Source organism: Thalassoglobus sp., from assembly GCF_048270125.1.
Taxonomy (GTDB): domain Bacteria; phylum Planctomycetota; class Planctomycetia; order Planctomycetales; family Planctomycetaceae; genus Thalassoglobus.
Genome location: NZ_JBLWTN010000005.1, coordinates 57,141 through 71,552 on the forward strand (window position 1 = coordinate 57,141; position 14,412 = coordinate 71,552).

Below are 14,412 nucleotides of genomic sequence, written 5' to 3' on the forward strand. Positions count from 1 at the left end.
GTCCGGAAACTTGTGGAATGGTGGCTTTTCTCAGTGTTTGAGAGCACAAGTTCAGGTTTCAGGATCAGTTCTGAATAACTGGAGGAATCTCGTGAGTCTTAGAGTATCTTTGAGAAAAATGTACGCTTCCTGTTTCGTGGAAATGAGCGATTCATCACATGAAAAGGAATCTTCGCAGGGGCAGCAATTACGCAATTGTTTGAAGGCCCGTCAAACGAAATCTGGCTTTACTCTGATTGAGCTACTTGTTGTCATCGCGATCATTGCAATTCTGGTTGCGTTATTGTTGCCAGCAGTTCAACAGGCGCGTGAAGCGGCGCGACGCTCGCAGTGCAAAAACAACTTGAAGCAACTGGGCGTTGCGCTTCACAACTATCACGATACGTTCGGTACGCTTCCGCCTGGTTACATCACCCGTGGTGTCAACTCGACAGCTGCAGCCTCGGTAGAACTTGGGCCGAACTTTGCCTGGGGAGTGATGATTCTTCCTCAGTTGGAGCAGTCCCCTTTGTACAACAGTCTCGACCTGAACCTGGATTCGACTCAGGCGAACAACCTTGCAACCGCTCAGCAGCCTCTCTCGGTTTTTACGTGCCCATCTGATCCGGGCGCTGAGAAATTCACTGTGAATGATGGTTCGAATGACTACGAGCTTCCGAAAGCAAATTACGTCGGTGTTTACGGATACGGGAGTGTCACAATGTCGCCGGGTCAACCGAATCCAGCTGGAATGTTCTATCGGAACAGCAGCGTTCGCTTTCGTGATGTGACCGATGGACTCTCACAGACCATGATGGTGGGCGAGAGAAAAGCTGTTCATCGTTTTCCATCTACAACTTCAGATGTTCTGGCAGATTCCACCTGGTACGCAGCCATCCCGGGTGTGATGCGTCCTGCAGGAATGATGATGATGGCAGACGAAGGGCCCGCGTCCCTCGTGCTTGGTCATGTCGGTCAATCGATGGCAATGGGCGGAGGCATGGGCGGCGGCGGAATGGGAGGGGGAATGGTCATGCACCATACTCCCAACACCACTAATCACATCGTCAACTTTTCCTCCAGCCACGTTGGCGGGATTCAGTTCCTGATGGCGGATGGGTCCGTTCACTTTTTGAGCGAAAACATCGACTACAACACATTCCGCTGGCTCGGTCAGAAAAGTGATGGGGAAGTGATCGGGGAATTCTGAGCAGGTGGCTGGCGTTGTGCGGGATTGTCGTGAGACGGATCTCTGCGCTACAATGCAGGATGAGAGTTTTATTGCCCGCCTCCCAAGCCTACGCCTGTTCATGACGTATTCAAATTGCTGCCTTTTGTTCATTTCGTGCCTGCTCGTTTGTCGTCCTGTCTTCTCTGAAGAAACGACATTCGAGCCTGCACAGCTTGAATTCTTTGAAAAGAAAATTCGGCCCATACTCGTCGAGCGTTGTCAGGAATGTCACGGGGCAGAAACTCAAGAAGCGTCGCTGCGCCTGGACTCTCGCGAGTTTGCAATCAAAGGTGGAGACACAGGTCCCGCAGTTGTTCCTGGAAAAGTTAATCAGGGAGAGCTCTTACAAGCTCTCAAGTACGACCCGGACGGCTATCAAATGCCGCCGGATGGAAAACTCCCACAAAAAGAAATCGATCTCCTTACAGAATGGGTCAAGCTGGGTGCTCCCTGGCCAGCTGATGAGGTCGTCTCAGCGACTTCGAGTGATGTTTTCAATCTGAAAGAACGGGCAGAGCATTGGTCGTTTCAACCACTCAAACCGGTTGAGCTACCAAATGTTGACGATTCCAGCTGGACTCGTAACGGGATCGATCACTTTGTTCTCCAGAAGCTTCAATCGCAGCAACTCTCTCCTGCACAGGAAGTGGACCGACGCACCTGGATTCGCCGAGTCTATCTGGATGTCATAGGGCTTCCCCCTTCTATTCAAGAAGTGGAGGATTTTCTAAGCGATGAAAGCGACCGTGCTTTCGAGAAAGTGGTTGATCATCTTCTGGAGTCGCCGCATTTTGGTGAACGTTGGGGGCGGCACTGGCTCGACGTTGTGCGCTATGCGGAATCGCGGGGACATGAATTTGACTTCGATGTCGCCAACGCCTGGCATTATCGTGATTACGTGATCCGGGCACTGAATGCTGATGTCCCGTTTGATCAATTTGTCGTTGAGCACGTTGCCGGAGATTTGCTGACTGCAAAAACGAATTATCAGGTGCGCCAAAATGAACAGACCGGAGCCAATGAATCGATCATTGGAACCGGATTCTGGCTGTTCGGGGAATGGGTTCACTCTCCTGTTGATATCCGCCAGGAGGAAGCTGAACGCTTTGACAATATGATTGATGTTTATTCAAAAGCGTTCCTTGGTTTAACCGTTTCTTGTGCGCGTTGTCATGATCATAAATTCGATCCCATTCGACAGAAAGACTACTACGCATTGCAAGGCTTTCTGCAAAGCTCGTCGTATCAGCAGGCGAGGTTCGAGACGATGCTCAAGAACGAACCGCTCTCCGAACGGCTTAATGAACTTGATCGAGCAGCACGTCAGCAACTTCAGGATGTCAAACTGAAACTCGCAACGCCGGTTTTAGAACGGTTGGATGACTACTTACTTGCTGCCAGAGTAGTGCTTCAGCCAGAGACGAAGCAGACGGACTCCGAGAGTATCGTCTTCGAAGATTTTGAGTCGGGAACATATGGAAACTGGACCGTCACCGGTGAAGCGTTCGGAAGCACTCCAGTGACTCAAGAGCAACTCCCTGCGTATCAAGGTGACGTCGGTGCTACAGGGAAATTCTTAGTGAATTCCCACTATAAGCGGGAGAACGGAAAAGGAGACCGGGCAACAGGAACGCTTACTTCTAAAGAGTTCACGATTCAACATCGTTTCATTGAAATGCTCATTGGCGGTGGGAGTCACATTGGGAAAACGTGCGTCAATCTCCTGATCGACGGTCAGCCAGTTCTCTCAGTGACTGGAAAGAACAGCAACTCGATGAGCCCGGTTCGCTGGGACGTTACCACGCATATCGGGCGAATTGCTCAACTACAAATCGTTGATAACGAACAGGGTGGGTGGGGAAATATCGGTGTTGACCAGATTGTCTTTTCGAGTCATTCAACGCCGACTCTCGGTTCGCCAGATTCTACTCCCCGATTCGCAAAGACTTCTCCTGCAGTCAGACAGGCAGCTAGTGAAGCGAAGCTGAATCCATCGATCTTGGCGACGTGGGCGAATGACCTTTCATCAAATCCAAGTGAAGATGACCCTCTCATTCTGTGGTCTCAACTCTGCGTGAACAACGAGTTCAACTCTGAGAAAGCGAAGCAACTGGCAGGCGAGATCGTCGCGAAGAACTCAAAGTTGCCTGCTTCGGACTCATTCGACAATTTCTTCACTGCTATGGAGTTGATTCCGACTGGTCCCGGTTATCGATACGTTTCCAGTGGCTCTGACAGTGGACAAATCGAGTGGAATCCATTGTGGGATCGACTGACTGAATCGAAGGGAACTCAGGGAGAGCCAGGAGCACTGCAAGCCTGGAAACGAAGTGGACGTCTGCTTCGAACCCCCACGTTTGACATCGCGAGTGGGAAGATCTACTCCCTTGTTCGCGGACAAGTGAATACCTATGCGGCGGTCGATTCTCACATTCTAGTCAGGGGGCCACTTCACAAGAAGCTAACGAAAACTCATCCAGCCAACGAGAACTGGCATTGGATCACCCATGATGTGACCGGCTATGAAGGACATGGAGCCCATCTGGAGTTTGTCCCTGTTGGAAAGAATGGCTTCGCTGTTCAGGCTGTGATTCAGGCGGATCGCCTTGAGGATGCGAAGCAGTTACTCAAGGGGACGAATCCACTCTCGATGAACATCGCTCAAGAGATTCTTTCTTTGGACGATGTGACGCTTGAGCAACTTGTAAAGATCATTCAAAAACAATTCCAATCCTCGCAGTCGCCACAGTCGATGGCCGACATCAATCGGCATCCACAACTGTTCGGTCTCTCTTCAAAAGAGGCAAAAAAAGAGTTGGCAAAAACAGCCAAAGTGAATCAAAAGCAACGGGACGCGATCATCGAGGAGATTGAATTCGTTTCCGCGACAACTCCCGCACTTCTGGATGGGACAGCGAGTGATGAATACGTCTTCATTCGGGGGAATTGGACGAAAAAAGGTGAGACGGTCCCACGCCGTTTCCTGGAGGTCTTTCATGGTGAAAGTGTCACGGACTCTGGAAGTGGACGGTTGCAGCTTGCGGAGCAAATGGTCGATCCGAAGAGTACACCGATTCTTCCTCGCGTGATTGTCAATCGAATCTGGCACCATTACTTCGGAGTCGGAATCTGTCCGACTCCGAATGATTTCGGGCATCTCGGGCAGCGTCCCTTTCACCCGGAACTGCTCGACTGGCTGGCGAATGAACTTGTCAAGAATCAATGGTCACTGAAAGCGGTTCACCGAAAAATTCTCCTTTCTGCGACGTACCGAATGTCGAGTGCAACCAGTGCAGACCCGCGAATCGCTGACGTTGATCCGAAGAACGTGCTGCTGCACCGTATGAATGTTAAACGGCTCGAAGGAGAAGCGATTCGCGATTCGATCTTGAAGGTCGCTGGCACTTTAAATTCGCAAATGTACGGGCCGAGTGTTCCTATTCACCTGACTGCCTTCCTTGAAGGTCGAGGAAGGCCCTCAGAATCTGGACCGATTGACGGAAACGGCCACCGAAGTTTGTATCTGTCGGTCCGGCGTAATTTCCCGGAACCATTCTTTCAGGCGTTTGACTTTCCCAACCCGCACTCCTCGACCGGTCGCCGCAATGTTTCCAATGTCCCGGCTCAGGCGTTGGCGTTAATGAATAATCCGCTGGTGGTTGATCAATCACAAAAATGGGCTGAGCGACTTCTCAAAAAAAATGCCGATTCATCCCCCGCAGACAAGATGACGATCCTCTTCCAGCAAGCGTATTCACGTCTACCCAGTGCTGAAGAACTGGCACTTGGAAAAGCGTTTTTAAGTGCCCAGGCAGCGGAACTCAAAACCGATCTCAACGCTGTCCCTGTCTGGACCGACTATTGCCATGTTCTGCTGAATTCAAAAGAGTTTATCTTTGTAAAGTGAAGTCAAAACGGTGGGACGAGAGCGATGTTTGCTGCGGTTTTATAGCATTCCTCGAATTGGTGTTCGCGTTCTGCCTTGTGGCGAACAGCAATTTCACTGGTACGACGTGTTCTTCACGGGCACGGGGTAGAGCAAACTGCTCTAAGAAACGAGATGACGTGAGTCGATGAAAAATATGGACGAAATGGTCGTTGATCTTCATTCTTTGGAGGAAACGCAGGCCTTTGGAAAGCAACTCGCATCCGTTTTACGGTTGGGGGATGTTGTGGCGTTGATCGGGAACCTGGGAGCGGGCAAAACGCATTTGGCGCAGGCAATCGCTGAAGGGTTCGGAATTGATCGGGACGATGTTCATAGTCCGACTTTTGTCTTGATCCAGGAATACGAAGGATCGGTCCCAATCTGTCATATTGATGCATACCGTTTGAACGACATCGACGAGTTCTTGGAACTGGGGGCCGACGAGTTGCTGGGGGCCGACAATATCTGCCTGATTGAATGGGCAGATCGGGTTGCAGATGTTCTACCAAGAAAGCGTATTCAGCTGGAAATTGAATCGACTGGGGTCACTTCGCGTCGAATCCGGCTGACTTGTCCGCAAGATCGATTCAGCGAGTTCGAACAGAAGCTTCGCAGATCATGAAAAACGAAGCGATTGACGGTTGAAGTCCCGTTCTCCAGTGGCGAAACTGGTTCTTCGTGTGATGACTGTGCACTCAGTCCTCACAATCTCATCGTATGACCATTTGCAACGATGAATGAATTTGTTGCAGACATCGACAATCCCGATGGAAACACCATGACGACTTCACTTGAAAAAAGACTCTTCGACGAACTGGAACAACTGGTTCTGATCGACCCTCACACGCACATCAATCCGCATGAGGCGCCGTCAAAAACGCTCGCAGATATCATGGGCTACCACTACTACACCGAGTTAGCTCATTCTGCCGGGTTGAAGAAATCACAAATCGAAGAAGATGGGTTAGACCCAAAAACAAAAGTGGGGCGGCTTGTCGAAAAGCTCAGCGACCTCGACAACACGATTCAGGTCAGCTGGCTACTGGAAATGTGTCGAGAGTTTTTCGGATTCACCGACGACCGAATCACCCCCGACAACTGGGAAGGCTTGTACGATACTGCTCTGGCGAAAATGTCGGAAGAGAATTGGGAACAACAAGTTCTGGAGAAGAGTAAGCTCGAGAAAGTTTTCTTAACCAACGACTTCGACGACAAGCTCGAAGGCTTCGATACGAACGTTTATGTTCCTTGCTTGCGAACAGATGATCTTGTCTTCCATTTTCTGAAAAAATCGGTTCGCAACCGTTTGAATGAAGCATCCGGAATCGAGGTGGGCGACTCCTCAACTTTCCGGGCAGCGATTGCCAAGATCTTTACTCACTTCGTTGAGAAAAATGCCAAGGCCTGTGCGATTTCGATTCCACCGAACTTTTCTCCTCAGAAAGTCGATGCCGGATCAGCAGCTGCTGTAATCAAACGAACAGTTAAAGGTCAGCGACTCACCTCGACCGAACAGGAGATGCTCTCCTCGTTTGCATTCTGGACACTTGCAGAGCAGTGTGACGAACATGGCCTGCCGTTCGATTTGATGATAGGTGTCAATCGAAAAGTCTACGAGGGAGGTGTTTATCAAGGACAGGATCTGTTTGATAAACGTGTTTCGCTGTTGCAATACAAGCAGCTGTTCAATGCGTTTCCAAACGTCACTTTTCCAGTTTCTGTTCTCGGCAGTACCAGCAATCAGGAGCTCGTCAGTTATTCCTGGATTTTCCCGAATGTCGTGACGAACGGCCACTGGTGGTACTCGAATATTCCGACGTACATCGAAGTCGACACACGCAGTCGACTGGAAGCAGTGCCGCGAAACAAGCAGATCGGTTACTACAGCGACATGTACAAACTGGAATTCGCACTGCCGAAGTTCCGAATGTACCGTCGCGTGCTCGCCAAAGTGCTCGCCGCAGATTTTGTCACAGGGCGTGGCTGGACAGAGACACAGGCAATCGATTTCGGAAAACAAGTGTTGAGAGGGAATGTCGAAACGATCTTCAAGGTCTAAAGTTTTTGACAATGTCGTACGTCTTCAGCCTCGTGGATATGTGTAAATTCCGACATGCAAAGCACTCTCCACGGGCAGAAGAATCACGAAAGTGTTGCAGAACTCCTTCGTGTTTTTGTTGATCGCAAATAATGTTTTTGACGTGATCAATCGATTTTCCTCACAAGCAAACGATGGATTCGTGAGGAGAGTGTTCATGGGGAAAAAACAGGAATTTTCAAATTTGTCTCGAAGTGGAAGCCTTCGGATCACTGAGGCTCGATGCACCCGACTCGATGCAGAAAATTCGATTGCAATGTTTTCATGTCGGGATACCCCCATGTACTCAAAGCTGGTAAAGTCGAAGCTATTGTCGCAAGTGTTGGACGCTCTCACCGTGAGGTGATCGGAGAAATGAACTATGAGTAGACTGGTGCTTCTTCAGGATGGTCAGGCCACCCCGTTTGAGTTGACTCTGAATAAAACGGTGATTGGTCGCCTTCCCGAATGCGATATTCAATTGCCATCGAATATGGTTTCGCGGAAGCACGCCAACGTCATTCGTGATGGGTCAAATTTCATTCTTGAAGACCTGGGTAGCGGAAACGGGACATTTCTCAATGGTCAGCGATTAGAAGGGTCGCAACAACTCAAACCGAACGATCGAGTGAAGTTCGGTCCAATGTTGATGCGATTTGACAGCGATTTTGACGAAGATGATTCCGCCTCATCCGCTGTGATCCAGCATGCTGCTCACTTGGGGGCCCTCCAGGTTGACGATTCGGACGACAGTTCTTCAACGATCATGGGATCGCTCGATAGTTCGACTCTCGGCATTCTCGATTCACGTCCGCAGGAGAAATTGAAAGCGGTCTTGGAAATCAGCAGGGCTTTAGCGGGAACGTTAGAGGTTGACAGCCTGCTTCCAAAAATTCTGGACGCATTATTCACAATCTTCCCTGCCGCCGACCGTGGGTGCATTTTACTCAAAGACCTTGAGACGGGAAAAATGAATTCCCGAGCGATGAAGCACCGCCGAGAAGGAGAAGATGCGACGGTCAAACTGAGTCGAACGATTTTGAACGCTGTGCTCGGTGAGAAGAAGGCGATTCTCTCTGCCGATGCCGCTAGCGATTCTCGCTTTGATGCAAGTGAGTCGATCTCGGCACTGACGATCCGTTCGATGATGTGTGTCCCAATGCTCGACCTGCAGGGCGAGCCGGTCGGAGCCATCAACATCGATACACAAAACCCGATGATGCAGTTCAAGAACGAAGACCTGGAAATCATGGTCGCCGTCGCTGGACAGGCAGCCTTGTCTTACGAAAGTGCTCGGCTTTTGCAGTCGTTCGTTGATAAGCAGAAGCAAGACAGCGAAATGGACATCGCCAGAAATGTTCAACAGGCCTTGCTTCCCGAAGCACTGCCGGACTTGCCGGACTACAGTTTCTTCGCATTTTATGAAGCGGCTCAAGCTGTCGGCGGGGATTACTATGATGTTTTCCCAACTCGCGATGGCAAGTACTGGCTGGCATTTGGAGATGTCGCCGGGAAGGGAGTTCCAGCCTCACTGGTCATGTCGCGAATGTCGAGTGTTGTACGCAGTACGAGCGAATTCGTAACCGATGCTGGCGAAGCAGCTTGCTCAATCAATGACCACATGTGTGCCAAGGCGGTCGAAGGCCGTTTCGTGACATTCGTTCTTACGATACTGGATACCGAAAACCACACAATTTCAGTTGTTAATTCCGGGCACATGTCCCCGATTTTCCGCAAGCCCGATGGCACAATTGAAGAATTTGATGACGAATCGATTGGCCTGCCAATCGGAGTCCTGGAAGGATATCCGTTTGAGACTCGTTCGCGGACTCTCGAACCGGGTGAGACCGTCGTCTTGTTTACCGATGGAGTGAGCGAAGCGATGAATCACAAGAGCGAACTCTACGGAATGGATCGGTTGAGAGAATTCATCAGCAAGAGTTCAGCAGATGTTGAGGAACTCGGAAGAGCGATTCGGGAAGACGTCCGGAAGCATGCTGATGGTCGCCCCCAGAATGACGACATCACTTTAATGGTCTACGGCCGAAACGCTTAGCAGGGGGCCGAAAAACGTATCAGAGATGGTGATTAAACATCGCCCGCTGGTAAGTCAATCATCGAGCGATAAGTGATCATGGGGCAAGAGGAAGCAGCAAGGTCAGAAACTGTCACGAATTAAGGGGTTTCCGTTGTTGATGATTTGGAACGAAGGACTTTCCAGAATCCTGCGGAGACCAGTTTTGACTGAGACGACCGGGGAATTCGCTGGAAATCGACTCGTATCCTTCTCTGAGCGATCTTTCTCGCAACATCTGGGCAGGATTCCGACATGCTCGCTTGAACGATGTCCCGGGCAGCGTAAGAATAAACGCTTAAACAGATCAGCAATCTCAATTCTTCCCGTCCGGGATGAGATCGTCTTTCGCCAATCAGACATGTCACAACGAAACTTCGGCACAGAGTTACCCGTACATATTGCATCGACGAAATTCGACAAAAGGTAAGACTATGGAAATTCAACCAGGCCAAACAGTTGGAATTGATCTCGGAACCACCTATTCAGCGATTGCACAGCTGGATCCGGAAGGGAATCCTCAAGCTGTCGAAAACGCCGATGGGTCAACAATCACACCTTCTGTCGTCATTCTGAGTGAAGAAGGCAAAGTGATCGTCGGGCCGACCTACGAGCGGATGTCGATTGAAAATCCTCGAAACATCGTCGAGGCGATCAAACGCCAAATGGGTAACAAAGACTACTTTGTTATTTATCAGGATAAAAAATTAACTCCTGAGTTTCTCTCAGCGTTGATTATCAAAAAGCTGAAGCAGGATGCAGAGAAATCGATTGGTCCAATCGCCAATGCTGTCATTACTGTTCCTTACTACTTCAATGATGTACGCCGCAAAGCGACACAGGATGCCGGGAAAATTGCCGGGTTGAATGTCATTGATATCATCAACGAGCCGACCGCTGCCACACTGGCTTACGCCTGGCAAAAAGGTCACCTCGGTCGCCCCGACGCCTTCGAGGGCGAACGAACGATTATGGTTTACGACCTGGGTGGTGGAACCTTCGACGTGACTGTCGTTCGCTACACCGCGACATCATTCAAAGTGCTCGCGACCGACGGAGACGTGATGCTCGGTGGCCTCGACTGGAGTCGCCGTGTTGTCGATCACATCGCTGAAGAGTTTCACAAGAAGTACGATCTCGATCCACGTGAAGATCCCGAGACGCTCATGCAACTCACCCAGGAATGTGAGCAGGCTAAACGCGATTTGAGCGAACGGGCACAGATCCCGATCAGCGCGTACTACAAAGGCAAGAATGTCACCATCGCTTTGACTCGCGGAGATTTTGAGCGGCTTACTGGCGACCTAATGCAGCGGACTCGTGACACCACCGAACTGGTGATGCAACAGGCAGGCGTGGGTAAAGGAGAACTCGATGAGTTGGTCCTTGTTGGTGGCTCAACATATATGCCGGTTGTGGAAACAATGTTGCGTGATGTGACTGGTCTTGAACCGTCAAGAGATGTCAGTCCGGAAGAAGCTGTTTCGCAAGGGGCTGCAATCCACGCTGCTCTCCTTGAAGCACGTGCCACCGGTGGAGATTCTCGACTTGGTAAAGCTGTCATCAACCGGTTGCGATCGGTCTCCGCGACGGATGTGAACTCGCACTCACTGGGAGTCAAGATCAGCGACCCGCAGGACAAGACTCGTAAGATTAATCACATCATGATTCCTAAGAACACTTCGCTGCCAGTCGAAGTGAAACAACGATTCAAAACGAATAAAGAGAATCAACAGCGGGTTCATGTCTGTATTTTGGAAGGAGACGCTACCGATCCGGATGCCTGCACAACGATTGGCGATTTCCGTATCGTGAATCTCCCACCGAATTTACCATCGGGTTCACCTGTTGAGATCTCCTACAGCTACGATAAGAATGGTCGATTCTCTGCCACGGCGATCGAGTTGACCGGAAATACTGCTGCGAAAACTGAAATTGTCCGCGACTCTGGTTTGACGAATGAAAACGTTGACGCATTCCAAACATTGGCTGGCGACTACCAGGTTGAGTAGAGCTACTGTTGTCGGAATTGCGTTTCACTACAGATGAATTGAGAGCAGGCATCGATGGATTTTTATAAGGAATGGTTGGGAATCCCCGAAGGACCGCGTCCACCCGATCACTACGAATTGTTGCGGGTTGCTCGCTTTGAAGATGACGTGGAAAAAATCCGCGCTCACTACAAAAAGCTCAATGCGCACGTTCGAAAGTATGCGACCGGTCAGTATTCCGTTCAGTCTCAAGATTTACTGAACGAGATGGCGAAGGCAATGTTGTGCCTGACTGACAGCGTTCGCAAAAGAGAGTACGACGAAGGACTGGGGCGCGAGTTCGATGCCGAGGTCGATGAATTTGGTCGACAACCGCTACTGGATGTTCTCGTCAACCAGAACGATCTTTCACGTGAGCAAAAAGCAGAAGTGGAAGAATTTGCATCTCGGCGGGGACTGACACATCGTGATGCAGTCGTGCAAATGAAACTCGTCAATTCGACGAAGGCGGCACAGGCACTGGCGGTTCAGTTGGGCTACTCGTATGTCGACCTCGATGACATGCTTCCCGAAGACGATGCACTTGACCTTGTCGCTCGATCGATGGTGAAACGAAATTCATTCATTCCTCTGTTTATTGATGACGGTCAATTACTTGTCGCCTGTGTCGATGAAATCGATCACGAAATCGAAGACGATTTGCGTTTGCGAGCCGGCGTTCCTGTTCGCCCGGTGATCGTCCCGCCTCGAGCGATTCAGCAGGCGATTGCCAAGTACTATGCCCCTGGAATGCGAGACGAAGCGAAAATTTCGTCGGAAAACATGGACGCGGTCCAGCAGTCCGGAACCGGGAAGAAGTCTTCCAAGTCCTCAAAGAAATCCTCGGGAGCTCAATCGTTTTCTCAGCTCTCTCCACAAGAGAAGAAGGAACGGAGACAGTACGGCATTCTGTTTATTTGTTGGAGTGCCATCATCCCAATGTTACCGGTGTTTTTACCATTCTTCTCACCAACGTTGAAGTTGAAACTGGCATGGTATCCCCCCATGCTGTCGTTTGGATTGGCAGCAGTCTGCTTGTCTGCAACAACTTTCTGGGTCACTCAGAAATACTGGAAATAGGAGTTCCAAAACTGTAGGGGGACACACCCCGTATGCCCCGCGCATCATGTGCGGGGCATATCCTGACTTCAGATTTCGATGTTACGGTGAGTGTAAATTGCACACTTGTTGAACGATAAGACCCTAGATTGAATTTTGGCTCGGTGAGCCGTGCAAGGTGAGGTGCTATTGTGCCGGAAGCGACATTACTGGTCATTCAGGGACCGGACCAGGGAAGTCGCATCGACTTGGGTGTTGCACCGCTGAGCGTTGGACGCGGAGTCCACAACGATGCCAGAATTCTCGATACCGAAATGTCCCGTCAGCATGCGGTTTTCTCTTATGAAGAGGATTCCTGGCGAATCGTTGACAAAAACAGTTCCAACGGAACGTTCGTCAACGGAAAGCTGGTGGAGTCGTCCATACTCCAGCAGGGCGACCAAATTCAGTTGGGACGGACCATCCTGCTCTTCTCCTCAGAGCACAAAGAAGATCTTGAAGCAGCCAGCGCTCGCATCAATCTTGTGCCAGATCACGCAGCTGATGACCGCTCTCGAATTGTCGGTCAGGCTCGCTCTGAAGGGGTGGGGATCGCTGGTCATTGGGGGCAAGCAGGTGCAAACTTGCAATTGCTGTATCAAATTACGGAAGAGGTCGTCCGACCAACCGCGTCACGCGATGAGCTTCTGCGTCGCATATTAGATTTAACATTGGAGTCTGTCGGAGCCGACCGCGGCTGCATGCTTGTGACCGATAGCAAAACCGATCGAATCGAACCGAGCGTCGTTTCTCATCGCCCCGGTGTCAACGTTGATGAGCGAATGCCCATCTCGACGACGGTCGTCGAATATGTGATTCAAAATGGCCAGGCGGTCCGCACGTCCGATGCTCAGCATGACAGTCGTTTCGATGGTGGGCAAAGCATCTTGAAGGCAGGTATCCGTGAAGTGATGTGTGCTCCCATGCATGGACGCTACGAACTCATGGGTGTGATCTATGTCGACACAACCAATTCACCGATGCAGTTTGAAGATCCTCAGCGGGGACAATTCAACGATCAGCTACTCCGCCTGCTCTTGGCAATTGGGCGACAGTCGGCACTCGCAATTGAAAACTTCCGGTATCAGGATTCGATGATCACCGCTGAACGACTCGCGGCTGTGGGGCAAACGGTGGCTATTATGAGTCACCATATTAAAAACATTTTGCAAGGTGTCCGTGGTGGTGGGTACCTGGTCGACATGGGTTTGAAGGACGAAAATAAAGAGTTGATCCAAAAAGGTTGGACCATTGTCGAAAGAAACCAGGAGCGAATTTATAACCTTGTCATGGACATGTTGACCTTCAGTAAGGAGCGTGATCCGAAGTTGCAAATGACGTCGATTAAGTCAGTCGCTGAGGATGTTGCTGAACTGATGCAACAGCGACTCGCTGATCGCGGAGTTCAACTTAAACTCGACATTGATGACGGAATCCCCGAATCCATGATCGACCCGGAAGGTTTTCATCGGGCGATCCTGAACTTGATCATCAATGCCATCGATGCACTCGAGGATCAGCCGCAACCACGAATTTCGATCTCTTGCCGGTTCTCTCCCTCGGAAGAACTTTATTATCTTGACATTACTGATAACGGAACCGGGATTGATCCGGTTGACCTGCCGAAACTCTTCAGTCTGTTTGAGTCCAGCAAAGGCTCGGCGGGAACCGGGCTGGGACTTTCCGTAAGCCGAAAAGTGCTTCAGGAACATGGAGGCGAAATCACTGTAGAAAGTGAACTGGGGCGTGGGACTCGTTTCCAGTTGCAATGGCCCTACATTCTTGATGATGCTGGGGAGAATGCTTCCGATGCCGAAGAGGGCGAGCAACCATGACTCACTGATTTTTCTACGTGGTCGCAAAGAAGCACCAAAGTATTCAACAGCCCAGCACCCTGGAGACATCTAAAGCATCTTTCGAATTGGATTGCAGGTTCTGCCTCGTCGCGAACAGCATTTTACTAGAACTGATCCTGAAACTTGAAATTGCTCTCTC

General features: G+C 50.4%; 8 protein-coding genes. All 8 read left to right on the top strand.

The window, feature by feature from the left end; genetic code table 11:
- The first annotated feature begins 142 nt into the window (after positions 1–142).
- The 8 genes from ACN0YR_RS08005 to ACN0YR_RS08040 all read left to right on the top strand — a co-directional run bounded on the left by ACN0YR_RS08005 (position 143) and on the right by ACN0YR_RS08040 (position 14,252).
- Entirely contained in the window at positions 143–1,189 is a 1,047-nt protein-coding gene (locus ACN0YR_RS08005; RefSeq protein ID WP_417848681.1) for a DUF1559 domain-containing protein, read from the top strand.
- A gap of 52 nt (positions 1,190–1,241) precedes the next feature.
- Positions 1,242–5,117, top strand: a complete 3,876-nt coding sequence (locus tag ACN0YR_RS08010; RefSeq protein WP_417848682.1) for a PSD1 and planctomycete cytochrome C domain-containing protein — start codon at positions 1,242–1,244, stop codon at positions 5,115–5,117.
- A 166-nt stretch (positions 5,118–5,283) separates the two neighbouring features.
- Positions 5,284–5,760, top strand: coding sequence for a tRNA (adenosine(37)-N6)-threonylcarbamoyltransferase complex ATPase subunit type 1 TsaE (gene tsaE, locus ACN0YR_RS08015; protein WP_417848683.1), 477 nt, complete (start codon positions 5,284–5,286; stop codon positions 5,758–5,760).
- Positions 5,761–5,871: 111 nt separating this feature from the next.
- On the top strand, positions 5,872–7,197 hold the full coding sequence (locus ACN0YR_RS08020; protein ID WP_417848684.1) for a glucuronate isomerase: 1,326 nt from the start codon (positions 5,872–5,874) through the stop codon (positions 7,195–7,197).
- Positions 7,198–7,597: 400 nt separating this feature from the next.
- Positions 7,598–9,271, top strand: coding sequence for a SpoIIE family protein phosphatase (locus tag ACN0YR_RS08025; RefSeq protein WP_417848685.1), 1,674 nt, complete (start codon positions 7,598–7,600; stop codon positions 9,269–9,271).
- A gap of 452 nt (positions 9,272–9,723) precedes the next feature.
- Positions 9,724–11,301 (top strand): Hsp70 family protein, encoded by a 1,578-nt coding sequence (locus ACN0YR_RS08030; RefSeq protein WP_417848686.1) that lies wholly within the window; start codon positions 9,724–9,726, stop codon positions 11,299–11,301.
- Positions 11,302–11,355: 54 nt separating this feature from the next.
- Entirely contained in the window at positions 11,356–12,399 is a 1,044-nt protein-coding gene (locus tag ACN0YR_RS08035) for a hypothetical protein (RefSeq protein ID WP_417848687.1), read from the top strand.
- Positions 12,400–12,569: 170 nt separating this feature from the next.
- Positions 12,570–14,252, top strand: a complete 1,683-nt coding sequence (locus tag ACN0YR_RS08040; protein ID WP_417848688.1) for an ATP-binding protein — start codon at positions 12,570–12,572, stop codon at positions 14,250–14,252.
- Positions 14,253–14,412: the final 160 nt, after the last annotated feature.

Coding starts and splice junctions, on each gene's coding strand:
- ACN0YR_RS08005 (WP_417848681.1), top strand. CDS start 143: ATGAGCGATTCATCACATGAAAAGGAATCTTCGCAGGGGCAGCAATTA.
- ACN0YR_RS08010 (WP_417848682.1), top strand. CDS start 1,242: ATGCAGGATGAGAGTTTTATTGCCCGCCTCCCAAGCCTACGCCTGTTC.
- tsaE (WP_417848683.1), top strand. CDS start 5,284: ATGAAAAATATGGACGAAATGGTCGTTGATCTTCATTCTTTGGAGGAA.
- ACN0YR_RS08020 (WP_417848684.1), top strand. CDS start 5,872: ATGAATGAATTTGTTGCAGACATCGACAATCCCGATGGAAACACCATG.
- ACN0YR_RS08025 (WP_417848685.1), top strand. CDS start 7,598: ATGAGTAGACTGGTGCTTCTTCAGGATGGTCAGGCCACCCCGTTTGAG.
- ACN0YR_RS08030 (WP_417848686.1), top strand. CDS start 9,724: ATGGAAATTCAACCAGGCCAAACAGTTGGAATTGATCTCGGAACCACC.
- ACN0YR_RS08035 (WP_417848687.1), top strand. CDS start 11,356: ATGGATTTTTATAAGGAATGGTTGGGAATCCCCGAAGGACCGCGTCCA.